This is a genomic window from Streptomyces sp. CNH287 (assembly GCF_000424825.1).
Map to the genome: position 1 here is coordinate 203,488 of NZ_KE384252.1, position 21,743 is coordinate 225,230.

At 73.4% G+C, this 21,743-nt stretch carries 25 protein-coding genes; 15 read left to right on the forward strand and 10 right to left on the reverse strand.

All coding sequences use genetic code 11. The features are described 5' to 3' along the window. Positions 1-18 precede the first annotated feature (18 nt). Complete coding sequence (locus H299_RS0128405; protein ID WP_037761117.1) at positions 19-999, forward strand: hypothetical protein; 981 nt, start codon at positions 19-21, stop codon at positions 997-999. A gap of 45 nt (positions 1,000-1,044) precedes the next feature. Here the strand turns inward: H299_RS0128405 and H299_RS40725 are convergent, their stop codons facing one another. Continuing rightward, on the reverse strand, positions 1,045-1,176 hold the full coding sequence (locus H299_RS40725; RefSeq protein ID WP_486587465.1) for a hypothetical protein: 132 nt from the start codon (positions 1,174-1,176) through the stop codon (positions 1,045-1,047). A 620-nt stretch (positions 1,177-1,796) separates the two neighbouring features. Here H299_RS40725 and gvpO point away from each other — a divergent pair. Genes gvpO through H299_RS0128460 form a run of 10 tightly spaced genes read left to right on the forward strand, consistent with a single transcriptional unit; the run spans position 1,797 to position 6,869 of the window. Further along, a complete protein-coding gene (gene gvpO, locus H299_RS0128415; protein ID WP_027751183.1) occupies positions 1,797-2,123 on the forward strand; it encodes a gas vesicle protein GvpO in 327 nt (108 codons plus the stop codon). A gap of 31 nt (positions 2,124-2,154) precedes the next feature. Further along, entirely contained in the window at positions 2,155-2,652 is a 498-nt protein-coding gene (gene gvpJ, locus H299_RS0128420) for a gas vesicle protein GvpJ (protein ID WP_027751184.1), read from the forward strand. Positions 2,653-2,655: 3 nt separating this feature from the next. Then, entirely contained in the window at positions 2,656-3,411 is a 756-nt protein-coding gene (locus tag H299_RS0128425; RefSeq protein WP_027751185.1) for a GvpL/GvpF family gas vesicle protein, read from the forward strand. A 2-nt stretch (positions 3,412-3,413) separates the two neighbouring features. Beyond that, on the forward strand, positions 3,414-3,677 hold the full coding sequence (locus tag H299_RS0128430) for a gas vesicle protein GvpG (RefSeq protein ID WP_027751186.1): 264 nt from the start codon (positions 3,414-3,416) through the stop codon (positions 3,675-3,677). Beyond that, positions 3,674-4,210: a hypothetical protein gene (locus H299_RS36770; RefSeq protein WP_051262936.1), complete on the forward strand. Its 537-nt coding sequence runs from the start codon at positions 3,674-3,676 to the stop codon at positions 4,208-4,210. The genes H299_RS0128430 and H299_RS36770 overlap by 4 nt, the downstream gene beginning before the upstream one ends. Positions 4,211-4,212: 2 nt before the next feature. Next, a complete protein-coding gene (locus tag H299_RS0128440) occupies positions 4,213-5,133 on the forward strand; it encodes an SRPBCC family protein (RefSeq protein ID WP_027751187.1) in 921 nt (306 codons plus the stop codon). Between the two features lie 6 nt (positions 5,134-5,139). Continuing rightward, on the forward strand, positions 5,140-5,532 hold the full coding sequence (locus H299_RS0128445) for a gas vesicle protein (protein ID WP_027751188.1): 393 nt from the start codon (positions 5,140-5,142) through the stop codon (positions 5,530-5,532). Then, positions 5,529-6,377 (forward strand): GvpL/GvpF family gas vesicle protein, encoded by an 849-nt coding sequence (locus H299_RS0128450; protein WP_051262937.1) that lies wholly within the window; start codon positions 5,529-5,531, stop codon positions 6,375-6,377. Before H299_RS0128445 ends, H299_RS0128450 begins: the two co-directional genes overlap by 4 nt. Then, entirely contained in the window at positions 6,364-6,594 is a 231-nt protein-coding gene (locus H299_RS0128455; RefSeq protein WP_027751190.1) for a gas vesicle protein, read from the forward strand. The genes H299_RS0128450 and H299_RS0128455 overlap by 14 nt, the downstream gene beginning before the upstream one ends. Continuing rightward, the gene (locus H299_RS0128460) at positions 6,591-6,869 is read left to right on the forward strand and encodes a gas vesicle protein K (protein ID WP_027751191.1); all 279 of its coding nucleotides are present in this window, start codon (positions 6,591-6,593) and stop codon (positions 6,867-6,869) included. The genes H299_RS0128455 and H299_RS0128460 overlap by 4 nt, the downstream gene beginning before the upstream one ends. A gap of 9 nt (positions 6,870-6,878) precedes the next feature. Here the strand turns inward: H299_RS0128460 and H299_RS36775 are convergent, their stop codons facing one another. From H299_RS36775 to def, 3 genes are all read right to left on the reverse strand, one after another. Then, positions 6,879-8,426, reverse strand: coding sequence for an MFS transporter (locus tag H299_RS36775; RefSeq protein WP_051262938.1), 1,548 nt, complete (start codon positions 8,424-8,426; stop codon positions 6,879-6,881). Between the two features lie 796 nt (positions 8,427-9,222). After that, complete coding sequence (locus tag H299_RS0128470; RefSeq protein WP_027751192.1) at positions 9,223-9,468, reverse strand: hypothetical protein; 246 nt, start codon at positions 9,466-9,468, stop codon at positions 9,223-9,225. A gap of 147 nt (positions 9,469-9,615) precedes the next feature. After that, positions 9,616-10,230 (reverse strand): peptide deformylase, encoded by a 615-nt coding sequence (gene def / locus H299_RS0128475; protein WP_027751193.1) that lies wholly within the window; start codon positions 10,228-10,230, stop codon positions 9,616-9,618. A 146-nt stretch (positions 10,231-10,376) separates the two neighbouring features. Between def and H299_RS36780 the strand changes: the two genes are divergently transcribed. Continuing rightward, entirely contained in the window at positions 10,377-11,000 is a 624-nt protein-coding gene (locus H299_RS36780) for a winged helix-turn-helix domain-containing protein (RefSeq protein ID WP_051262939.1), read from the forward strand. 226 nt (positions 11,001-11,226) lie between these two features. Here the strand turns inward: H299_RS36780 and H299_RS0128485 are convergent, their stop codons facing one another. The 3 genes from H299_RS0128485 to H299_RS0128495 form a co-directional block, all read right to left on the reverse strand. After that, the gene (locus H299_RS0128485) at positions 11,227-11,652 is read right to left on the reverse strand and encodes a hypothetical protein (protein WP_027751194.1); all 426 of its coding nucleotides are present in this window, start codon (positions 11,650-11,652) and stop codon (positions 11,227-11,229) included. A gap of 172 nt (positions 11,653-11,824) precedes the next feature. Next, positions 11,825-12,424 carry a histidine phosphatase family protein gene (locus H299_RS36785; protein WP_486587466.1) on the reverse strand — a complete coding sequence of 200 codons (600 nt, stop codon included), beginning with the start codon at positions 12,422-12,424 and terminating at the stop codon, positions 11,825-11,827. 45 nt (positions 12,425-12,469) lie between these two features. After that, the gene (locus tag H299_RS0128495; RefSeq protein ID WP_027751195.1) at positions 12,470-13,909 is read right to left on the reverse strand and encodes an aminotransferase-like domain-containing protein; all 1,440 of its coding nucleotides are present in this window, start codon (positions 13,907-13,909) and stop codon (positions 12,470-12,472) included. On the opposite strand from H299_RS0128495, the gene H299_RS0128500 reads away from it, so the two are divergent. The 3 genes from H299_RS0128500 (at position 13,908) to H299_RS0128510 (ending at position 16,296) form a co-directional block, all read left to right on the forward strand. After that, complete coding sequence (locus H299_RS0128500) at positions 13,908-14,885, forward strand: DMT family transporter (protein WP_027751196.1); 978 nt, start codon at positions 13,908-13,910, stop codon at positions 14,883-14,885. The two genes, H299_RS0128495 and H299_RS0128500, sit on opposite strands and share 2 nt — an antisense overlap. 104 nt (positions 14,886-14,989) lie before the next feature. Next, positions 14,990-15,184 carry a DUF1918 domain-containing protein gene (locus tag H299_RS0128505; protein ID WP_027751197.1) on the forward strand — a complete coding sequence of 65 codons (195 nt, stop codon included), beginning with the start codon at positions 14,990-14,992 and terminating at the stop codon, positions 15,182-15,184. A 254-nt stretch (positions 15,185-15,438) separates the two neighbouring features. Continuing rightward, positions 15,439-16,296 carry a 3-hydroxybutyryl-CoA dehydrogenase gene (locus H299_RS0128510; RefSeq protein WP_027751198.1) on the forward strand — a complete coding sequence of 286 codons (858 nt, stop codon included), beginning with the start codon at positions 15,439-15,441 and terminating at the stop codon, positions 16,294-16,296. Between the two features lie 173 nt (positions 16,297-16,469). Here the strand turns inward: H299_RS0128510 and H299_RS36790 are convergent, their stop codons facing one another. From H299_RS36790 to pheS, 3 genes are all read right to left on the reverse strand, one after another. Continuing rightward, a complete protein-coding gene (locus H299_RS36790) occupies positions 16,470-17,759 on the reverse strand; it encodes a PP2C family protein-serine/threonine phosphatase (protein WP_486587467.1) in 1,290 nt (429 codons plus the stop codon). Between the two features lie 299 nt (positions 17,760-18,058). Next, a complete protein-coding gene (gene pheT, locus H299_RS0128520; RefSeq protein ID WP_027751199.1) occupies positions 18,059-20,569 on the reverse strand; it encodes a phenylalanine--tRNA ligase subunit beta in 2,511 nt (836 codons plus the stop codon). Beyond that, positions 20,569-21,711, reverse strand: coding sequence for a phenylalanine--tRNA ligase subunit alpha (pheS, locus tag H299_RS0128525; RefSeq protein WP_027751200.1), 1,143 nt, complete (start codon positions 21,709-21,711; stop codon positions 20,569-20,571). Before pheS ends, pheT begins: the two co-directional genes overlap by 1 nt. Positions 21,712-21,743 lie beyond the last annotated feature (32 nt).

Below are 21,743 nucleotides of genomic sequence, written 5' to 3' on the forward strand. Positions count from 1 at the left end.
CGGCGGAGGGAGTACGAGGTGGCGTGGTGGGATCGGGCCGGGCGGGCGGCGGCGTACGGGGCGGCGCTGGCGCTGGCACCGTACGCGCTGATCAAGGTGTCCTGGGTGGTGGCCTCGCTGCTGGGCGTGCTGCCGGTAGGCGGCGGCTTCGGCCTGGCGGAGTGGGTGGTGCTCAACACCGTGACGGTCGGCATGGCGGGTACGGGCATCATCCTGGCGCTCGCCCTGGTACGGCCGTGGGGGATGCGGATACCGGGACCGCCGCTGGCCTTCTGCGCCTGGGTGGCGACGGGCTTCCTGGTCTCCCTGCTGCCGTACGCCGTCCTCAGCACCCTGTGGGAACCCGCGGGCGGCGGGACCGGGGGTGACAGCGGTGGCGGTGGCGAGGACGACCCGGCCATGCCGGTCTGGGAGGCGGTGCTGGTCCAGATCGGTTTCGTCGGGACGGGACTGGGCCTCCTGATCGCGCTGCCCGCGTACCTGCGGCGACGCTGGCCGGGCGCGTTCGCGGGGCGCCTCGGGGACGGGACGGTGGCGCGGCGGGGCGTCGGCCGTCCGCGCGCCGTACCGCCGTGGACAGCGCTGCTCGGCGGCGCGGTCGGCCTGGTGTGGCTGTACTGGGCGGCGGGCGGCACGGCAGGACTCGCGCACCCGGCCGCCCGGGAGGCTCACTGGCACGCGCTGACCGCCGTCTCCGCTCTCTGGGCGTTCGCCGGGGCCGCGGCCGGGTGGGGGCTCGCCCGTGCCCGTCCCGCGCGGCTGCCCCGGTGGGTTCCGCTGGTGTTCGCCTGGCTCGGCTCGGGCTCGCTGTTCGCGTGGAGCGCCTGGAAGCTGCCGCTGACGCTCTATCTGTCGCTGACGGACCCGGCCGGGGCGGTCGTCCCGCCGGAGCGGCCGGTCGTCGCCGAACTCCTGTACGTGGCCGCGGTGGTGGCGGGGGCGGGGCTGCTGCGGACGCTGGTGCGCGCCCGCGCCGGCAGCCCGCCGGTGCGCGCCTGAGTCCGCGGCAGCCGGTCGCCGGGCGGCGACTGCGCGGCGGGCCGCTCACCGGGTACGCACGAAGGCGGGCAGAGCCGCGAAGGCTTCGCGCAGGTGCACGACGAGCGCGGCGCGGGTGGGGGTGCCCCGCTGCGCCACCCAGACCGCCTGCGCCCGGCGCTGGGCGGCGACCAGCATGTCTTCGGTCAGACCCAGCCGCCGGTGGAGGGTGCCCTGTGCCGCACGGCCGGTGCGCTCGCAGAAGTGCAGGTGGTGCGCGTCGATCGACGGTGTACGGGCCGCCGGCCGGCTCGGAGGTCTTTGACGCGTCGAGGGAGAGCAGCCACAGGTCCTGAGTCGGCGCCCTGACCGCGTCTTCCTTGCTGCTGCCGCGTGACGGCCGCCTCCCGCAACTACGGCGAGGTCCGCTTCGTGCTCCAGCCGCCCCCGTCGTAGCCGTACTGGGCTGGGACGCGACCGTGATGGTGCCGGACTCCGCGCGGTGGACGCCGCGTTGATCGGCACGGTGCCCCCGGAGCGGATCACGGAGCCGTGAGCACGGTCCGCGGCGGGGCGCGTACAGCGCGCTGCACCGGGTGGGTCCGCCGCGGGGCAGGCGGCTGCTGGTCACCGGCATGAGGCGGACACCGTGATCGGCGCGCTGCTCGAAGGGTGACTGCACGGCAAGGCGGCCTCGGCCTCGCCTGAGCACCCCCGCCCGGCCCACCGGCGGCAGTTCCGGAGTGGGCGGGCCGCCGCCGCCCGTTCGGCGTAGCAACGTGCGCAGCCCGTGCGGGTGCGTGCACAGAATGATCAACATGGCAGCTGAGCAGCAACGTGAACGGCGCACCCGTACGACCACCAAGACGTCCACGGCACGGCGTACCAGCCGTACGAGCCCCCAGGCCGCGGCGCAGAGCGCGAGCCGTGCGCTCTCCGAGCTGACCGAGCACCCGGTGGAGGGCGTCTCCTCGGTGTGCCGGATCGAGGAGGGCTGGCGCGCCGAGGTGGAGGTGCTGGAGCTGTGCCGCATCCCGGACACCACCAGTCTGCTGGCGACCTACGAGGTGGACCTCGACCAGGAGGGCGAACTCCTCCAGTACCGCCGGACCCGCCGCTACCGGCGCGGCGCCGCCGACGAGTGAACGTCCGACCGTCTGCCCGAGAGGACCTGCCATGAGCACCACCTACAACGACGGCGTCGTCTGCGTCCCGCGCAGGGGCACGCTCTACGACGTCCTCGAACTCATCCTCGACCGCGGAATGGTGATCGATGTCTTCGTCCGCGTGTCCCTGGTGGGCATCGAGATCCTGAAGATCGACGCGCGCATCGTCGTCGCCAGTGTCGACACCTATCTCCGGTTCGCCGAGGCGTGCAACCGCCTGGACCTGGAGTCCGACCAGCACAGCCGGACCGTGCCGGAACTGTTCGGCGGCGGCACGGCGGCCAGGGCGGCGGGCAAGAAGGGCGCCCGGAAGGCCGTGGAGTCGGTCGGGGACAAAGTACGGAAAGTGGTCGGGAGCGAGAGGGACGACGAAGACGACGAGGACGAGGACACCCGTGAGGCGGAGCCCGCCCGCAGCGCACCGGCGCGGAGCCGGTCCGGCTCGCGTTCCAGCACCAGGTCCAAAGCAGCGGCGGGCAGCCGCGCACGCCGTTTCCGGGAGGAGTGACCCATGGGCACGAGTGACCTCTGCGTGTACGGGATCATCCGTACCGGCCGCCCGCTCCCGCCCGGACTGCGCGGGCTCGGTGCGCCGCCGGCCGCCCTGCGGCTGCTGCCGTCGGGGCCGGTCTCGGCCGTGGTCAGCGAAGCTCCGGAAGGACTGCGGGCGCGCCGGAGAGACCTGACGGCACACCAGGACGTCCTGCTCACCCTCGCGGCCGGGGGCGCGGTGCTGCCGATGCGGTTCGGCATGGTCGCCCCGGACGAGCGCACGGTGCTGGGCGAACTGGCCGCCTCGCAAGAATCCCACCTGGGGGTGCTGGAGCGTCTCGAGGGGCAGATCGAGATGAACGTCAAGGTGCTGCCGGTCGAGCACGGCCTCGCGGCGCTCGTACGCGAGGACCCGGCCGTGCGGCGGCTGCGCGAGGCGGCGCGGCGCAGGCCGGGCTACGAGGCGAGCCTACGGCTGGGCGAAGCGGTCTCGGCCGGGCTCGCGGCCAGAGCGGCCTGGGCAGCCGACGAGGCGCACGCGCAGCTCGCCCACCTGGCCGGGGACTCGGTACAGGGCCCGGCTGTCGGCGGCTGCGTCCGCAACACCTCGTTCCTGATCCCGCGCGCGGCGGAGAAGGAGTTCCGGGCTGTGGCGGGCCGGCTGGCCGGCGCCCACCGCGACTTGGCGGAGCTGCGGCTGACGGGCCCGCTGCCCTGCTACAGCTTCGTCACGTCCGCCGCCCCGCAACCCGCGCGCGCCGCCCGGAGGGTCTGAGGATGGGCCTCCTGAAGGAACTGTGCCTGCTGCCGCTCGCGCCGGTGCGCGGGGTGGTGTGGGTGGCCGAGCGGCTGACCGACGCGGCGGAGCACGAACTGCACGACCCCGCCGTCGTCCGGCTCCGGCTGAACGCGCTCAACGAGGCGTGGGAGAACGGGGACATCGGCACCGAGGAATTCGAACGCGAAGAGGAGTACCTGCTGGACCTGCTCGAATCCGGGCCGGGCGGCGGCGCTCACACAGCAGCCGGGAGACACCCATGACGGACACCAGAGCAATCGCGGCGGGCATCGCGGGCGGCTATCTGCTCGGCCGCACCAGGAAGGCGAAGATGGCACTCGCCGTGGTCTCGTACGTCGCGGGCCGCCGGATCGGGCTCAGCCCGCAGAAGGTGCTCACCCAGGGGGCGCGCAAGCTCAGCGCCTCCCCGGAGTTCGGGCGGCTGAGCCAGCAGGTGCGCGGAGACCTGTGGCAGGCGGGGCGCTCCATGGCCACCGCCGCGGCGCAGCGCCGTTTCGACTCCCTGGCCGACTCGCTCCAGGAGCGCACCCGGGCGCTGGGCGAGTCCGGGGAGCCCGACGAACCGGAGGAACCGGAGGAACTGGAGGAGCCGGAGGAGCCGGAGGACGGCGAGACCGAGGAGGAGCCGGAGGAGCCCGAAGAGCCGGCCGAGCGCCCGCGGCCGAGGAAGAAGACCGCCAAGAAGGCAGCCGCCAAGAAGACCGCCCCGAAGAAGGCAGCCGCCAAGAAGACGGCGGCCAAGAAGACGGCGGCCCGGCCCGGACGTCGGAGGTAGTCATGCCCACCAAGGATCAGGACGCCGGGGACGAGAGCCCCTCCGGGCTCGACCGGCTGCGCGAGGAACTCACCCACTACCTCGGAGCGCGTGCGCAGCATCTGGCGGACTCGCTGGGCGACCGCATCACCGGGCTCGCCGACAACCTCAACGACGCCGCCGACAACGGCGGAATGCTGTCGAAGGTCGGGTCCCGTCTGATCGGCGGCGAGTCGCCGGTCAAGGCGATGGTCGCCGAGAAGGCCAAGAGCGTGAAGGACAACACGGTCGGCAAGGTCAAGGAAGCGGTGGGCGGTGACGGGTCGGGAAGCTCGTCGGCGGGAGACACGAAGGTGACCAACATCGTCGAAGTGATCGACATCGGCGTGCCCTTGCGCACCTGCTACGACCACTGGACGCAGTACGAGGACTTCAGCGGCTTCACCAAGGGCGTCAGCCATGTGTCGGTGACCGACGAGACGACATCCGACTGGAAGCTGAAGGTCGGCCCCTCCTCGCGCAGTTGGCAGGCGACGGTGGAGGAGCAGGTGCCGGACGAGCGCATCGTGTGGACCTCGGAGGGGTCCAAGGGCACGACCCGCGGCGCCGTCTCCTTCCACGAGCTGGCGCCGAGCCTCACCCGCATTGTCGTCGTCGTCGAGTACTACCCCGCCGGATTCTTCGAGAAGACGGCCAACATCTGGCGCGCCCAGGGCCGGCGCCTCCGGCTCGACCTCAAGCACTTCCAGCGCTACGTGACGCTGGGCAGCGAGGAGGAGGTCGAGGGCTGGCGCGGCGAGATCCGCGACAGCGAGGTCGTCCGCAGCCATGAGGAAGGGCTCGAGGACGACGAGGACGACGGCGACGCGGAGGACCTCGACGAGGAAGAGGACGACGACGAGGAGGAGGAAGAGGATGACGAGGACGAAGACGAGGAGGAGTGAGACGGCATGACGGTGCCCGATGTCCGGTACGGCTCGCCGCCCCCCGAGGACTACGGGCGCGGCACCCCCGCCAACCTCGCCGACATCCTTGAGCGGGTGCTCGACAAGGGCATCGTCATCGCCGGGGACATCAAGATCGACCTGCTCGACATCGAACTGCTGACCATTCGCCTGCGGCTCTTCATCTCCTCCGTCGACACGGCGAAGAAGGCGGGCATCGACTGGTGGGAGACGGACCCCGCGCTCTCCTCCCGCGCCGCGCACGACGCACTCGCCGCAGAGAACCGGCAGCTGCGGGAGCAGGTGGCCGCGCTGGAGGCGGAGCCCTCCCCGGACCGTCCGGAGGTGGCAGGCCGGCCGGGGCGCGGGAGCGGCGAGAAGCAGCGGTACGCCACATGACGGCGTCCCCGGACAGCTCCGTGTCCACGGTCCCCGGCGGTGTACCGGCCCTCTACGTCTTCGCCGTCTGCCGGAGCGGCGATCCCTCGGGGGACCTCTCCCGTACACCCGGTCATCCAGGAGGCGGGCCGGTGCGGGCACTCGCCGCGGGCTCCCTGACCGCCGTGGTGCAGGAGGTGCCCGCCGCGGCGTTCTCGGAGGAGGCGCTGCGGCAGCGGCTCGCGGAGCAGGACGAGCTGGAGCGCTGCGCCCGTACGCACCACGACGTGATCTCGGCAGCCGCACGGCACGCCGACACGGTGCCGCTGCCGCTGGCCACGCTGTACCTCGGCGAGCACCGCGTCCGCGAGGCGCTCCGTACCGACGCGCCCAGGTTCCATGCCGCGCTGGAGCGTGTCGCGGGCCGGGTGGAGTGGGGGGTGAAGGTGTACGCGACGGCGCCCCCGGTCCCCGCGGCCGGGCCGGGCCCGGCCGCGCCCGCCGCCGAGCGCGGTGACGGGGCGGACGCGTCGGGCCGGGACTACCTGTCCCGGGTCCGCAGCCGCAACCGTGCGCGGGAGGACCGGATGGACACCGGTCTGCGGGCGGCAGAGCGGGTGGACGCGGAGTTCCGCGGGATCGCCGTGGCCGCGCGGCGGCTGCGCACCCACGGCCCCGAGCTGACCGGGGAGCGGCGGCCCCAGCTGCTGAACGCCGCCTATCTGGTCGCCGCGGGCGCGGACCGTGCGGTGACCGAGGCCGTCGGGCGGCTGGGTGCCGCCGAGCCGGGTGTCGCCGTCGAGGTGACCGGCCCCTGGGTGCCCTACTCCTTCGCCGACGGAGGTGGCGACGATGGCGGGCGGTGAGGTCGTGTCGTGGGAGGCGCCGGAGGGCCTCGGCGGACCTCTCGGCGTACCCCTGGTGGACCTGCTGGACCGCGTGCTCGCCACCGGCGTGGTCATCAGCGGAGACGTCGTGATCGCCATCGCCGAGGTGCCGCTGGTGCGCCTCTCCCTGCACGCGCTGCTCTCGTCGGTCAACGAGCGGGTGCGCGCGCCGTGGGCCGACGGAGGCCCGCTGTGACGGGCCCGCGGCTGGACGTGGACGCGGACACGGTCGGCCGGGACCTGGCCGCCCTGGTCCTGACGGTCGTCGAGCTGCTGCGGCAGCTGATGGAGCGGCAGGCGATCCGGCGGGTCGACCAGGGAGACCTCAGCGAGGAGCAGGTGGAGCGCATCGGCACCACGCTGATGCGGCTCGACGAGCACATGGCCGACCTCTGCGCACAGCACGGGCTCAGCCCGGAGGACCTCAACCTCGACCTCGGCCCGCTGGGCACCCTGCTCCCCCGCGACTGAGCCCGCCGCTCAGGGCTCATCCGGGCGTACGGCCGGCTCCGCCCCGGCGGGGGACGCGGCCTCGCCGGAGCGGTCCGCGTCCCCGGGGTCCCTCCCCTCACGCCTGGGGCGCAGGAACGCCAGCACCGCCAGACCGGCCACGACCCCGGTGACGCCCGCCACCACGGCGGCCGTGTTCAGCCCGGTGGCGAAGGCCGCGCGCAGCGCCTCCTCCGGCACGCCCGCCGCGCGCAGCGCGGGGGCACCGCCGCCCGCCAGGGCGTGCGCCGCCGCCTGCGGGTCGGGCACGCCCTGGGCGGTGGTGCGCAGCGACTCCTCCATCCGGCCGGTCGCCACCGTGCCGAACGCGGCCACGCCCAGGGCGAATCCGAACTGCCGGAAGGTGTTGACCGCGCCGCCCGCCATGCCCGCGTTCCGCCCGGGTACGGACCCCAGCGCCGCGCCCGCGAGGGCCGGGGAGACCAGCCCCACCCCCACGCCGGTCACCGTCAGCCCCGCGATCAGCACCTTCCCGTCGGAGCCCGCGTCCAGCACCGCCTGCGCCAGCACTCCGGCGCCGACGAGGAGCAGGCCTCCGCCCACCACCAGCCGCGGGGACGCGCCGTGCAGCAGCCGCCCCGCCGCGGCGGCCACCACGAAGGACGCGGCGGCCATCGGCACCAGGGCCAGTCCGGCGCGTACGGGGCTCATGCCCAGCACCGTCTGGAGCCAGAGCGAGGTGTAGGGCAGCACCCCGAAGGCCGCCCCGTTGAAGGCCAGCGCCCCGGCCATCACGGCGACGAACGCGGGGCGGCGGAAGAGCGAGAGGTCGAGCAGCGGGTACGGCGTGCGCCGCTCGATCAGGAGGAAAGCGAGCAGTCCGGCCGCGGAGACGGCGAGCGTGACGCCCGTACGCGTCGAGGCCCAGCCGACGCCGGCAGCCCGTACGACGGCGAAGGTGGCCGCACCGGTGAAGGCGGCGAAGGCGGCGGTGCCGGCCCAGTCGATACGCCGTGCGGCCGGGTTCCTCGACTCCTCGACCGCCCGCAGCGTGATCCAGATCGCGGCGACGCTCACCGGGAGGTTGAGGAGGAAGATCCAGCGCCAGCCGAGGCTCTGGGTCAGCACTCCGCCCAGGATGGGGCCGAGCGCCGCGGCCGCCCCGCTGACCGCGCCCCACATGCCCAGCGCCAGCGACCGGTCCCGCCCCTGGTAGGCGGCGCCCAGCAGGGACAGCGTGGTGGCGAACATCGCGGCGCCGCCCACCCCCTGGAGCCCGCGCATGGCGATCAGCACCGTCGAGCTGGAGGCGAGACCGCAGGCGAGCGAGGAGAGGGCGAAGAGCGCCGTGCCGGCCGCGTAGATCCGGCGGCGGCCGAGCACGTCACCGGCGACCCCGGCGCCGAGCAGCAGCGCGGCCAGCGCCAGGGCGTAGATGTCGATGACCCACTGGAGATCGGTGAGCGAGGCGTCCAGCGAGTGCGCGATGTCCGGCAGGGCGACGATCACCACGGTCACGTCCAGCAGCAGCATGAACGTGCCCAGACAGACCGCCAGCAGCGGCCCCCACTTGCGCATGGCCTCTCCCTCGTACGGCGTCTCCGCCCGGCACCGCGTACGGCGTCTGCATGGCGCCCCTGCGAGCGGCGGGGGCGCGCGGACTCGCCTACCCAGAGTCCCGCAAGTGCCGGAGATCCGACATCCGAGCGGGTCCGGTGCGGCGGCAGGTCCAGCAGCTGGCCTGCCGGGCGCAGCGGCAGCGGAGCGATCTTGATTCCGTTTCGGTGACGTGCCCGTTTTGCCTGGTCAGCGGGCTCTACGTGCCTGGTCATGCCTGTTGAATACTTGTCTGCTGAGCAAGAGGCCCGCTACGGCCGAGCCCTGACAGTGGTGCCGCCTCGCATCAGTACCGTCGGTCCAAAGCCTCAACGAGACTGCGAAGTTCGCGCGACCGGCGGCGGGACATCGCCAGCATCACCGCTTCGAGGAGCTCACGTGCCTTCCACGGATCACCGCAGCAGGCCCACTCCGTGCAGCCACCACTTTCGTACTCCCACAACCGTCGATTCGGCTGGTGGACAAAGCTCCGCCAGCGCACCATCGCCGACCCGATCGAGCCCGGCCACAGGTAATTCTTCTGACGCTCGGTCCGTCGAATCTCAGCGAGTGCTGCCGAGGAGAGGCCACGGATGGCCGTGATGTCGTCATGCGTCCGGCGTCGGCGCGGCAACTCGGCCCGTACGCGCCCAGGCCGCCTACGCGGCATGGGCCTTTCTGTTGATCGACATGGTGGTCATCTTCCCAGCTGCGGGCGTTACGCGACCAGCCCGGACTGCCCGCACCCCTCCGCGCGGCTCGGCTCCTGCAGATGGCGCTACAGATCTCCCTCGCGCCCAGCGACGGAAGGCGGTGAGACCTCGATGAGAGGTCGCAGCTGCCCCTGCCCGGAGAAGGCGGTCCGACGTCCGCCCTCCTCCGTGCTCAGCAGGTTCAGCTTGGCCCGGAGGGTGCCGTGCTGCATCTCCCCGGCCCGCCACTCGCACCAGTCGGCGCTGTGCTCCAGCATCATCTGGCGGGCTGCGTCCTGTCGCCCGGCTCTCCCCCACTCCAGTGCGACCACATCAACTTCCTCGGCCGCTACGCCTTCACCAGTCCCCCAACACCGGGTCTGCGTCCTCTGCGCGACCCTCGGCAGGAAGACGGGGACGACGACGCATAGCCGCTGGGCGGCCGTCCGGAGCCGAAGGCGGGTCCGGAAGAACGCCAGTCACTTCCCGAGCCGCTTTGCCGCGGCGGCCCTCCGGGCGAACACCTTGTCCTGGGCGTTCTGCATCTCCCGGAGAGCAGCTTTCCGTTCCTTCTGCGCGAGCCGGTCCAGATACAGGTGGCCGTGCAGGTGATCGGTTTCGTGCTGCAGGCACCGGGCGAAGTACCCCCTGCCTTCGATCACCAGAGGATTGCCGTCCTTGTCGCAGCCTCGGACGACCGCACGGTCGAGGCGGGGCACCACGCGGTAGGGACCGGGGACGGACAGGCACCCTTCGGGCTCCTCCACCAAGCGGCGGCCATCGGCGGACGCTTCCTCAAGAACCGGGTTGGCGATGTGCCCGACGTGACGCACACCCCACTCGTCCGTGATGTCCCACACGAACAACTGCAGATCCACATCCACCTGGTTGGCGGCCAGCCCAGCGCCCTCCGCGACCTGGTTGGTGGCGAACATGTCGTCGATCAGCCTCGCCAGCTCCACCGTGCCGAAATCAGTCACCTCCCGGCACCCGCGGCGCAGGATCTCCTCCCCGACCACGGTGATCCTGCGCACCGCACCACGTTTCGCCTCAGGCGCGAGCCGTGGATAGGACTCGACGGGCTTGCCCTGCACCCGAACCCGGCGATCTGGCACCGTGTCACCGAACCCAACAGCCACGAACCATCAACCCCTTCTGTGCAACTCCCCAGCCACCGGACCCGGATGGCCAAGGACTCGTCGGCTTGCCAAGGACTTTGCAAAGTAGCAGACTTTGCAAAATGAGCGATGGAAACCGTCGAGCTGAAGCCACAAGGGCCCTGCAGGGCCGGGTCCGCCAGCTTCTGCCCGACCACCCCGTGCGTGTTGCCCTGCTCGACCTGCTCGCCGAAGTCGGCACCCTCACCTCCACCGAGGCCGCCGCCCGTCTCGGGCACAGCTCCGGCCTGTGCTCCTTTCACCTGCGCCAGCTCGCCCGGTACGGCCTCATCGAAGAAGCCCCCCACCGAGGAGGCCGAGCCCGGCCCTGGCAGCTGCGATGGGACACCCCCCACCCCACAGGGCATGAAGGGCCCGATGAATTCGCCATCCTCACCCGAGACCTGGAGGACGAGAGCTACCAGCGCTGGCTGTCTCACCGGGATCAGGCGCCGGCCGAGTGGCAGCAGGACGAATCCTTCAGCACTGTGCTCCACCTCACCCCGGCCGAAACAGCCGAACTCGCTACTTCCATCCGCCGCCTCCTCGACGGCTACCGCAACCGGCAAGACCACCCCGCCACACGCCCGCCCAACGCCATGGCCGTAGCCGCGGTCACCCGGCTGTTTCCGCTCCTCGAGGCACATCTCCAAGTGCCGCCGCAGCCCATGCCGGGCCGTGGTGCTGAAGGATCGACCGATTCCTGAACAAGATCGGTAAGCAGCGGCCCACGGCCGGAACGGCGCTGGATCGTGTGCGAGAAACGTATGCGCAGCACTCGCGGAGTTCATCCGCGAACTCATCGTCCAGGGCACCAACGAGGGCCTGAACGCAAAGGTCCGTGAGTTCACGAATATGACGCATCTTACCCAAGGGTCGGTTCGACTGGGCCAAGGCGCAATACGCGAACCGTGCTCCCCTTGACGGAACATCTCATGCGGTCGGCGCCGGCCCTTCGTCGAGAACAGTTTCATCGGCCAGCCGAGTAATCCGCTCCTGTTCCGCTCTCTCGTCGGTGGCGTCATAGTGCTGCACTTGGTTCCACCAGCGGTCGTAATTGAACCCCTCGCAGTGGTTGAAGGGGTGCGCGGTGCTGCGCAACCGCTGCCACTCACGCACGATCGCGGCCCGCTGCCACGAATCGGGCTGTTCCAGCCGAAGGAGGGCATGCAGGAACCCGGCCGAGTCACTGACGAGGATGAGCAAGGACTGCATCGCGAAGGACGTCTCGCCAGTTTCACCCACCACCTCGTATACCCGCCCCAGCTGTGTGTTCAAAAACGTCCCCAAGGCGGTGACGTCTTCGCGCGTGAGGTCGGCGGCGTAGGCAAGGGCGCTCTCGGATTCAGGGATTGTCACGCGGGTGGATCCTCCTGCTGGGGTCAGGGAAACTCGGACGGTCACCGTCGACCCAAGATCTCAAGGATTCTCTTCGGGAGCCACCGGGTTGTCGTGGTGGCCGCGAACCAGGTCAGGATGTCCAAGCGTGTTGGCATAGCGGACCGCTGCGGTGATCGAGAGTCCGAACAGGTCAACAGATGCGCCGAACGTCCCCGCCGGTCGCGTGGGTCTCCTGGAGGATGCGGTCCTCACGCAGAGCCTGCGATTTCAGCTGGGCCGCGATCCAGGGGAAGCTACGGCTGACGGGCGTGATCCGTGGTGCTGGTTTCCGGTTGACGAAGAGGTGCGGGTTGACGCGCTCGGCGACGGCCACGACCCACTCGTCACCGCCCGCCGGGCGGGTGTCCAGCCAGCCGCCCACCCGTGAGATGAAGGCGAGCAGCGACTCCCCGCCGTGCGGCGCGGAACGCGGGTCGGCCAGCCACGCGTCGACCGCACCGCGCTCCCGGGCCGCCACCTCCTGGAAGGGGCGACCGCGCCAGCGTCCCATGTCGCAGTCCCTCAGCGCGGGCTGCGCGAGTGGCGTGAGGCCGAGCAGGTCCCCGGTCTCACGGCAGCGGGCGGACGGCGAGCATGAGCGCAGCTGCGCCGCGGCCAGCGGGGCGAGGCGGGGGACGACGCGCTGGAGTTCGCGCCGGCCGGCGGTGTCCAGCGGGCGGTCGTCGTCGAAGCGGCCGTCGAGCACCGACGCGTTGCGGGCCGCGGTGAGCAGCGTGACACGGAGGTGCATCCGGCGATCGTAGGGTGCGCGGGCGCGGTGTAGCCTCTGCCGCGCTCAGCCGCCGACCCCGTCCCAGGCGGTGCGCAGCCTGCGCACCCCCTCGGCGACCTCGGCCGCGCCCGCGGCCGGGGCGTAGCTCAGCCGCAGGTGCGGCGCCGCGGACTCGGCGGCGAAGTAGGCACGCCCGGAGGCGACGGCGACCCCGGCGCGCAGGGCCGCACCGGCCAGCACGGTCTCGTCCGTCCCGTCCGGGAGGCGCAGCCACAGGTGGTACCCGCCCCGCGGCGCGGGAGACCTCTCCAGCCAGGGCAGGGCGCCGGCCAGCGCGGTGCGCATCGCCTCCCGGCGCAGCCGAAGCTCCCCCGCCACCGCCCGCAGGTGGCGGCTCCAGGCGGGCGCGCCCACCAGTTCGAGCGCGGCCTCCTGCAACGGCCGAGGCACGAAGAAGCTGTCCACGATCTGGATGGCGCGCAGCCGCTCCAGGGCCGGGCCGCGCGCGGCGAGCGCACCGACCCGCAGGCTGGGCGAGGTGACCTTGGTCAGCGAGCAGACGTGCACCACCACGCCGTCGGGGTCGTCGGCGCTCAGGGTGCCGGGGAGCGGACCCGCGTCCTCGTGGGCGAGCCGCCGTGCGAAGTCGTCCTCGATGACGAACGCACCGGCCGAGCGAGCGGCGTCCAGCACCGCGCGGCGGCGGGCGGGGGCGAGCACGGAGCCGGTCGGGTTCTGGAAGAGCGGCTGGCAGACGAAGAGCCGCGCCCCGCTCGCGCGGAAGGCGCGGGCGAGCAGCTCCGGGCGCACCCCGTCGCCGTCGACGGGCACCGGGACGGGGCGCAGCCCCGAGGCACGCGCGGCGGCCAGGATGCCGGGGTAGGTGGGCGACTCGACGAGCACGGCGGCTCCGGGGGTGGTGAGTCCGCGCAGCGCGGTGGTCAGGGCGCTCTGGCCACCGGCGGTGATCAGCACCTCGGAGGCGCTGAGCGTCCCGCCGCCGATCTCGCGGGCGAACCAGGCCCGCAGCTCCGTCATGCCCTCCAGGGGCGGTCGCCCCCACGCGCCGGGCCGTCGGCCCGCCCGGGCCAGCGCGGCGGCGAGGGCGCGCTCGGGCCGGAGCGAGGCGGGCAGGTAGCCGCCGTTCAGCTCGATGACGCCGGGCGGGCTGGCGGCGAGGGAGGCGATCACGCCGCGCGCGTCGACGCTGCGCGGCGTGAGGTCCGGGGCGGCCTCGGCGCTGAGCGCGACCTCCTGCCAGGAGGTGTCGCCGCCGGGGTGCGCGGCGGGGTGCGGGGCGGCCCGGAAGGCCCCGGCACCGGGCCGGGTGACCACGAGGCCCTCGGCCGCGAGCACGGCGAGCGCCCGGGAGACCGTGACCGGACTGACGCGGTGCCGCTCGACGAGCGCCCTACTGGAGGGGAGCTTCTCTCCAGCTGAGTAGCGGTTGAGGTCCCGGCGCAGGGAATCGGCCAGCTCGGCGACACTGCTACGCTGTTCCATGACAGGACACGATAGCGCTTCTCCGCGCTCAGCAGTAGCGGTCCCCCGGCGGCCTACGGGTGCGGGCGTGGGCGCGGCGGCCGACGCGGACTCGGTGACCGGCCCCTCCACCGGCACGGGCGACAGCAGCGGTCTGCTGCTCGCGGCCCTGGGGGTCACGGCCTTCTCCCTCACCTTCCCCGGCACCGACTGGGCGCTCCGCGGCTTCGGCCCCTGGTCGGTCGTCACGGTCCGCATGGTGCTGGCCGGGGTGCTGGCCGGCAGCGTCCTGATGGCGCTCCGGGTGCCGGCGCCCGTACGGCGCCAGTGGGCCGGCCTCGCCGTGGTCGCGACCGGGACGGTGATCGGCTTCCCCCTGCTGACCACGCTCGCCCTCCAGACCTCCTCCACCGCGCACGCCGCCGTCGTGGTCGGACTGCTACCGCTCACCACCGCCGCGTACTCCGCCGTGCGCACCGGGCACCGCCCCTCCCGCGCCTTCTGGGCCGCCGCGCTGGCCGGCGCCGTCGTCGTCCTCGCCTTCGCCCTGTACGAGAGCGGCGGCGCCCCGGCCGTCGGCGACCTCTACCTCGCCGGAGCCCTGCTGGTCTGCGCGGCGGGTTACGCGGAAGGCGGGCGGCTGGCCCGCGAGATGCCCGGCTGGCAGGTCATCGGCTGGGCACTGGTGGGCTGTCTGCCGCTGGCGGTGCCGGGCGCCTGGATCTCACTGGCCGCCGAACCGGCGGAACCGAACTGGCAGGCGGTGACCGGGCTGGTGTGGCTGGCCGCAGGCTCCCAGTTCGTCGGCATGCTGCTGTGGTACCGCGGCATGGCCCGCGCGGGGGTGGCCCGCGCCAGCCAGATCCAGCTGGCGCAGCCGCTGTTGACCCTGGTGTGGTCCTTCCTGCTGCTGGGCGAGGAGATCACCCTGGTCGCACCGCTCGCGGCGGTCGCCGTCCTGGCGTGCATCGTCGCCACCCAGCGCAGCCGGGCGTAGGGGGCGGGGCCGTTTCCGGGGGACGGGGCGTTCCGCGACGGGCGGCCGTAGAATGTGACCCACGGCACAGTCGAGGTGAGCACCACCGCACGAGGAGGGCCCGCATGCATGCAAACAAGGGCGACCGGCTCCAGATGCACGGCAGGACGGTCGGCCAGCACGAGAGGGTCGGCGAGATCGTCGAGGTGATGGGCGCGGACGGCGAGCCGCCCTACCGGGTGCGGTTCACCGACGGGCACGAGACGGTGATGTCGCCGGGGCCCGACTCCGTGGTGCGCGAGCGCGACGAGCCGGAGTAGCCCGGCCGGTGCCCCCGCGCCCGGCGGCGGCCCGGCGCACGGCCCAGCACACCACCCCCGTACGGCGCGGTGGACCGGTCGCAGCGAGCACCGGTCCGCCGCGCCGTCGCGCTGTGCGCTGCGCCCTTGCCACGCGGGCGACCCCTGGACCCGGCGGCGGCACACCGGAGGGTAACGTCGGGCGGCGAGGCAGCGCGGCCCGGCGACCCCGGCGCCGGGCCGCCCGGGACCCGTAGATCTGCGAAAGGCACGATGTGACCGACATCCAACGCGTCGGAGTGGTCGGCTGCGGCCAGATGGGCGCCGGAATCGCCGAGGTGTGCGCCCGCGCCGGGCTGGAGGTCAGAGTCGCCGAGACCACCGGCGAGGCGCTGGAGCTGGGGCGGACCCGGCTGGTGAACTCCCTGGACAAGGCGGCCGGACGGGGCAAGCTGACCGAGGCGGAGCGGGACGCGGCGCTGGAGCGGCTCAGCTTCACCACCGATCTCGGCGAGTTCGCCGACCGCGACCTGGTCATCGAGGCGGTCGTGGAGAACGAGCAGGTCAAGACGGAGATCTTCCAGGTCCTCGACCAGGTGGTCAGCCGGCCGGACGCGATCCTGGCCTCGAACACCTCCTCCATCCCGCTGGTCAAGCTGGCGGTGGCCACCTCCCGCCCCGACCAGGTCATCGGCATCCACTTCTTCAACCCCGCACCGGTGCAGCAGCTGGTGGAGCTGATCCCCGCGCTGACCACCGGCGAGGAGACCATCGCCCGGGCCGAGGCGATGGTCGGCGGGATACTGGGCAAGCACGCCATCCGGGCGCAGGACCGCTCCGGTTTCGTCGTCAACGCCCTGCTGATCCCCTACCTCCTCTCCTCCATCCGGATGTTCGAGTCGGGCATAGCGAGCCGCGAGGACATCGACAACGGCATGGAGCTGGGCTGCGCGCACCCGATGGGGCCGCTCAAGCTGACCGACCTGATCGGGCTCGACACGGTCGCCTCGGTCGCCGATTCCATGTACGACGAGTTCAAGGAGCCGCTGTACGCCGCACCGCCGCTGCTCCAGCGCATGGTGGACGCGGGCCGGCTGGGCCGCAAGGCGGGCGCGGGCTTCTACGCGTACTGACGCCACCCGGCGACGCCGCCAAGTGGCGCGCTGCTCCAGGGACTTCACCCGGATCACCGCGTACGGCGGCGTTGCCGTTCCGCGCGGGCGGGCTCAGGGACTGCCGCGCCGTGGAAGCGGCGGCCGAGCGCCCGGGCAGGTGCGCTGTACGGCCCGGCCCCGGCATGCGGCCCTCACCCTCGCCCGGAGACGGCGTGGCCCGCGACCGCCTGCCGGGGCACCGTGATCCGCTCGCTCCGCAGCATCAGCACCGCCGCGTCGTCGCTCAGCCTGCCGCCGGTGTGCCCGAGCAGCGCCTCACGCACGGACCGCACCAGCGCCGCCGGGCAGCCGTCCGTCCCGGCGGCGGCACGGGCCAGCGCCTCCGGCAGCGGGAAGAAGCCGCCGTGGGAGTCGCGGGCGTCCTGGGCGCCGTCGGTGAACAGGCACAGCGTCCCGCCCGGCGGCAGCTCCATCCGGCAGGGGCCGGGCAGCGGTGAGGGCAGCGGGAAGAGGCCGAGCGGCGGCATCGGTTCCGCCTCGGCGACCGGCCGCACCAGGGCGCCCGCCCCTCCCCCCGGGCTCCCCGGCCCAGGCCGTCCTCCCTGCCCGGGACGCCCCGCGCCCTCCGTCGGCGGCGCGAGCAGATAGGGCCAGGGATGGCCGCAGTTGAGCGCGGTGACCGTGCCGTCCGCCGCCACCTCCAGCAGCAGGACGGTGACGAACGCCTCGGCCGCGTCCGCCAGGTCGTCCGCGACGGCACGGCGGTCCCGCAGGTGCCGCAGCAGGCCGCGCTCCAGGCGGCGCAGCACCTCGGCCAGGTCCCGTTCGTCGTGCGCGGCCTCGCGGAAGCCGCCCAGCACCGCCGCGACCGTGCTGATCGCCGCCAGCCCGTGGCCGCGGACGTCGCCCATGACCACCCGCACCCCGTACGGCGTGGCCGCCGCCTCGTACAGGTCGCCGCCGAGCGCGGCACCACGGGTGGCGGACAGGTGCCCAGCGGCCACCTCCAGGCCGCCGACGCGCGAGGGGAGCGGGCGGAGCAGCGCGTCCTGCGCCGCCACGGCCGCCTCGCGGGCGAGCCGCAGGTCGTGCGAGAGCCGGGCACGCCGGCCGGCCGCGCAGTAGCTGGCCGTCGCGACGGCCAGGATGGCGGCGCAGCAGGCCAGCCCCAGCCCTGGCGTCTTCATCCCCGCTCCCGCCAGGGCGATCAGGGCGAGCAGGGACCAGAACCCCGAGAGCAGCACGCAGGGGCGCCGCCCGCTGCCCGCGCAGGCGATGACCGGGGTGGCCGCCAGGAGGGGTGCCAGGTACAGGCCGCCGGGGTGCGAGAGCTGCCAGCCGACGATGGCCAGCAGCCAGGCGCCGGGCAGGCCGTACGCCACCACCTTGCGCAGGCGGCGCAGCCGGACGGGGGTGGCGGCGGGTGGGGAGACGGCGTGCGGGGAGGCGGCGCCGACGCTTCCCGTCCTGGTTCCGGTCACCACTCACGGCCCCCTCGCCGGCCCCGCTGAGGATCTCTCGACCAGGGGCCCTCTCGATCAGGCCGATTGTGACCATGGAGCGCACCTGACTGGAAACTCTCGGTGCATACTCCACTCGAACGGGTGAAATAGGGGCAAAATTGGGGCAAGTGTTGCTCAAGATCCTGCCCGGTCTGCTGGGACTGCTGGGACTGCCCGGAGCGCCGGTGTGCGGGAGCGGGCGCGGACCCGGGACCGAAAACGGGGGCGGCGGCCCGGCACTCGGCCCGGCCGCCGCCCCCGCCTCCACACGTGCGCTGCTACGCGCCCCGCAGCACCGCGCCCGTGCGCTCGACCGCCTCGGCCACGGCGCCGTCCCGGGCCGCGCTCGCCTCCTCCGCGGTGAGCGTACGGTCGCCCGCCCGGAAGCGCAGCGTGTACGCCAGCGACTTGTGCAGTTCGCCGACCTGCTCACCGGTGAAGACGTCGAACAGCCGCACGGACTCCAGGAGTTCGCCCGCCCCCGCGCGCAGCGCCGCCTCCACCTCCGCCGCCGGGACGCTCCGCGGCACGATCAGCGCGACGTCCTGCGCGGCGGCCGGATAGCCGGAGACACGGGGCGCGGACGTCGGACCGCCCCCGGCCCGCTCCAGCGCGTCCAGGTCCAGCTCCATCGCGCAGGCACGGGGCGGCAGCCCCAGCGACTTCACCACGCGCGGGTGCAGCTCCCCCGCGTACCCGAGGGCGTGCCCGGCCGCCGACAGCCGGGCGCAGCGGCCCGGGTGCCACGGCCCGTAAGCGGCGCTCTCCACGGTCAGCTCCACCCCGGCCGCCCGCGCGATCGTACGGGCCGCCTCCACGGCGTCGGCCCAGTTCGCCGCGCGGCCCTCGCCCCACCAGCCCGCCTGCTCGCGGGCTCCGGCCAGCACCACGGCCGCGTGCCGGGGCTGGGCGGGCAGCGCGGCGTCCAGGGCGGCCAGGTCCGCGTCGGAGGGACGCGTGCCGACCGGCAGCCGGACGGGCGCGGGCTCCTCGCCCGTCGGCCGGAAGACCTGTCCCGTCTCGAAGAGGGCCACTCCGCCGTGGCTGCCCTGGCTGCCGCGCCCCTCGTTGCGGCGGAGGGCCGCGAGCAGGCCGGGCAGCAGCGTCGTGCGCAGCGCCGGTTCCTCGTCGGAGAGCGGGTTGGCCAGCTCGACCGTACGGCGGGCCGGGTCGTCGGCGGCCAGCAGGAGCTGGTCGAGGACGGGGGCGCCGATGAACGGGTAGTTGGGCGCCTCGACGTACCCCGCCGCGGCCAGCGCACGGCCGACCCGGCGGTGCAGCCGCTGCCGCTCGGTCAGCCCGCGGCCCGCGGGGGGCCTGGGCAGCGTGCCGGGCAGGTTCTCGTAGCCCTCGAGCCGGATGACCTCCTCGGCGAGGTCGTTGGGGTCGCGCAGATCGGGCCGCCAGGAGGGCACGGTCACCGTCAGTTCGTCCTGCCCGTAGACGTCGCAGCCCACCTGCTGGAGGCGGCGCACGACGGTCTCCCGCCCGTAGACCACACCCGCCACCCGGTCCGGGTGATCGGCCGCGATCCGGATGGTGCGGGGGCCGCTGGGCGTGGTGACGGCGGTGACGCCCTGCTCGGCGATACCGCGCCCCAGCAGCACCAGCAGGTCCACGGTGCGCTGCGCGGCGGCGGCCGCCGCCTGCGGGTCGACGCCCCGCTCGAAGCGCCGGGACGCCTCGGAGGAGAGCTTGTGGCGACGCGCGGTGCGGGCCACGGAGACGGCGTCGAAGTGCGCCGACTCGATGACGACCTCGGTGCTCGCCGCCGCCTGGCCGTGCGCGTCGGCGATCTCGGTGCTGGCCCCGCCCATCACCCCGGCCAGTCCGATCGGGCCGCGGTCGTCGGTGATGACCAGGTCGGCCGGGTCCAGCGAGCGGATCACGCCGTCCAGGGTGGTGAGCTTCTCGCCCGCCTCCGCGCGCCGCACGCCGATCGCTCCCTCGATCCGGGACCGGTCGTAGGCGTGCAGCGGCTGGCCCAGCTCGAGCATCACGTAGTTGGTGACGTCGACGGTGAGCGAGATGGGGCGCATGCCCGCCTTCTGGAGCCGCCGCTGGAGCCACAGCGGCGAGGCCGCCTCGGGGCTGATGCCGGTGACGGCGCGGGCGGTGAAGCGGTCGCAGCCGTGCGCGTCGGCGATCTCGACCCGCGGCCCGGCGGAGTTGGGCGCCGGGACGTCCAGCAGCGCGGGGTCGCGCAGCGGCAGGCCGTAGGCCGTCGCCGTCTCACGGGCGATGCCGCGCAGCGAGAGGCAGTAGCCGCGGTCGGGGGTGACGGCGATGTCGAGCACCTCGTCGACCAGCTCCAGCAGGGCGATCGCGTCGGTGCCGGGCTCGTACTCGGGCGGCAGCACGATGATGCCGTCGTGGTCGTCGCCCATGCCCAGCTCGGCGGCCGAACAGATCATGCCCTCCGAGACCCTGCCGTAGGTCTTCCGCGCGCTGATGCCGAAGCCGCCGGGCAGCGTGGCGCCGGGCAGCACCGCCACGATCTTGTCGCCGGCGGCGAAGTTGCGGGCGCCGCAGATGATGTTCTGCGGCAGGCCCGTGCCGTTGGCGGTGCCCACGTCCACCTGGCAGTAGCGGATGGGCTTCTTGAACTCGGTCAGCTCCTCGATCGCCAGCACCTTGCCGACGACGAGCGGGCCCTTGAGCCCGGTGCCGAGAGCCTCTACCGTCTCGACCTCCAGACCGGCCGCGATCAGCTTCGCCGCGACGTCGCGGCCGGACTCGCCGGCCGGCAGGTCGACGTACTCCCGCAGCCAGGAAAGCGGGGCCCGCATCAGATCTCCATCCCGAACGGCCTGGTGAAACGCACGTCACCCTCGACCATGTCTCGCATGTCCTCGACGTTGTGGCGGAACATCAGCATCCGCTCGATCCCGAACCCGAAGGCGAATCCGCTGTACCGCTCCGGGTCCACCCCGCAGGCGGTCAGCACGCGCGGATTGACCATGCCGCAGCCGCCCAGCTCGATCCAGCCCTCGCTGGAACAGGTGCGGCAGGGCCGCTCGGGGTCGCCGACGGACGCGCCGTGGCAGACGTAGCAGACCATGTCCATCTCGGCGGACGGCTCGGTGAACGGGAAGTGGTGCGGCCGCAGCCGGGTGCGCACCCCCTCGCCGAAGAGCGACTGGACCATGTGGTCCAGCGTCCCCTTCAGGTCCGCCATGGTCAGGCCCTCGTCGACGGCGAGCAGCTCGACCTGGTGGAAGACCGGGGTGTGCGTGGCGTCCAGCTCGTCCGTGCGGAAGACGCGGCCCGGACAGATGACGTAGACCGGCAGCTCACGCGCGAGCAGGGAGCGGATCTGCACGGGCGAGGTGTGCGTACGCAGCACGAGGCGGCTGCCGTCGCCGTCCTCCCCCTCGGGCGTACGGCCCGCGAGGTCTCCGACGAAGAAGGTGTCCTGCTCCGTGCGGGCCGGGTGGTCCGGTGGGATGTTGAGCGCGTCGAAGTTGAACCACTCCGCCTCCGCCTCGGGTCCCTCGGCCACCTCGTAGCCCATCGCGACGAAGATGTCCTCGATCCGCTCGGAGAGCGTGGTCAGCGGGTGACGCGCGCCGGCGGGCACCCGGTCGTAGGGCAGCGTGACGTCCACCGCCTCCTCGACCAGCATCCGCTCGTCCCGCGCGGCCTCCAGCTCCTCCTGCCGGGCCTTGAGCGCCTGGCCGACCGCGCCGCGCGCCTGCCCGACGCGCTTGCCCGCGTCCGCCTTGGCCTGCGGGGGCAGGGCGCCGATCTCGCGGTTGGCCAGGGCCAGCGGGGAGCGGTCGCCCGCGTGGGCGGTCCGCGCCTCGCGCAGCGCTTGCAGGTCCTGGGCCGCGGCGACCGCCGCGAGCGCCTCGTCCCGCGCCGCGTCGATCATTTCCGGTTTCAGTGCCTCGACCTCGACAGGGTCGTACGACTTATTGGGTGCCGACATCTCTTCCCGTGTTTCCGTGTGGCGTGGCTGCG

Bases quoted from the DNA above. Each gene is read 5' to 3' on its own strand.
- H299_RS40725 (WP_486587465.1), bottom strand. From the start codon at position 1,176: ATGCTGGTCGCCGCCCAGCGCCGGGCGCAGGCGGTCTGGGTGGCGCAG.
- gvpO (WP_027751183.1), top strand. From the start codon at position 1,797: ATGGCAGCTGAGCAGCAACGTGAACGGCGCACCCGTACGACCACCAAG.
- gvpJ (WP_027751184.1), top strand. From the start codon at position 2,155: ATGAGCACCACCTACAACGACGGCGTCGTCTGCGTCCCGCGCAGGGGC.
- H299_RS0128425 (WP_027751185.1), top strand. From the start codon at position 2,656: ATGGGCACGAGTGACCTCTGCGTGTACGGGATCATCCGTACCGGCCGC.
- H299_RS0128430 (WP_027751186.1), top strand. From the start codon at position 3,414: ATGGGCCTCCTGAAGGAACTGTGCCTGCTGCCGCTCGCGCCGGTGCGC.
- H299_RS36770 (WP_051262936.1), top strand. From the start codon at position 3,674: ATGACGGACACCAGAGCAATCGCGGCGGGCATCGCGGGCGGCTATCTG.
- H299_RS0128440 (WP_027751187.1), top strand. From the start codon at position 4,213: ATGCCCACCAAGGATCAGGACGCCGGGGACGAGAGCCCCTCCGGGCTC.
- H299_RS0128445 (WP_027751188.1), top strand. From the start codon at position 5,140: ATGACGGTGCCCGATGTCCGGTACGGCTCGCCGCCCCCCGAGGACTAC.
- H299_RS0128450 (WP_051262937.1), top strand. From the start codon at position 5,529: ATGACGGCGTCCCCGGACAGCTCCGTGTCCACGGTCCCCGGCGGTGTA.
- H299_RS0128455 (WP_027751190.1), top strand. From the start codon at position 6,364: ATGGCGGGCGGTGAGGTCGTGTCGTGGGAGGCGCCGGAGGGCCTCGGC.
- H299_RS36775 (WP_051262938.1), bottom strand. From the start codon at position 8,426: ATGCGCAAGTGGGGGCCGCTGCTGGCGGTCTGTCTGGGCACGTTCATG.
- H299_RS36780 (WP_051262939.1), top strand. From the start codon at position 10,377: ATGAGCGATGGAAACCGTCGAGCTGAAGCCACAAGGGCCCTGCAGGGC.
- H299_RS36785 (WP_486587466.1), bottom strand. From the start codon at position 12,424: ATGCACCTCCGTGTCACGCTGCTCACCGCGGCCCGCAACGCGTCGGTG.
- H299_RS0128500 (WP_027751196.1), top strand. From the start codon at position 13,908: ATGACAGGACACGATAGCGCTTCTCCGCGCTCAGCAGTAGCGGTCCCC.
- H299_RS0128495 (WP_027751195.1), bottom strand. From the start codon at position 13,909: ATGGAACAGCGTAGCAGTGTCGCCGAGCTGGCCGATTCCCTGCGCCGG.
- H299_RS0128505 (WP_027751197.1), top strand. From the start codon at position 14,990: ATGCATGCAAACAAGGGCGACCGGCTCCAGATGCACGGCAGGACGGTC.
- pheT (WP_027751199.1), bottom strand. From the start codon at position 20,569: ATGCGGGCCCCGCTTTCCTGGCTGCGGGAGTACGTCGACCTGCCGGCC.
- pheS (WP_027751200.1), bottom strand. From the start codon at position 21,711: ATGTCGGCACCCAATAAGTCGTACGACCCTGTCGAGGTCGAGGCACTG.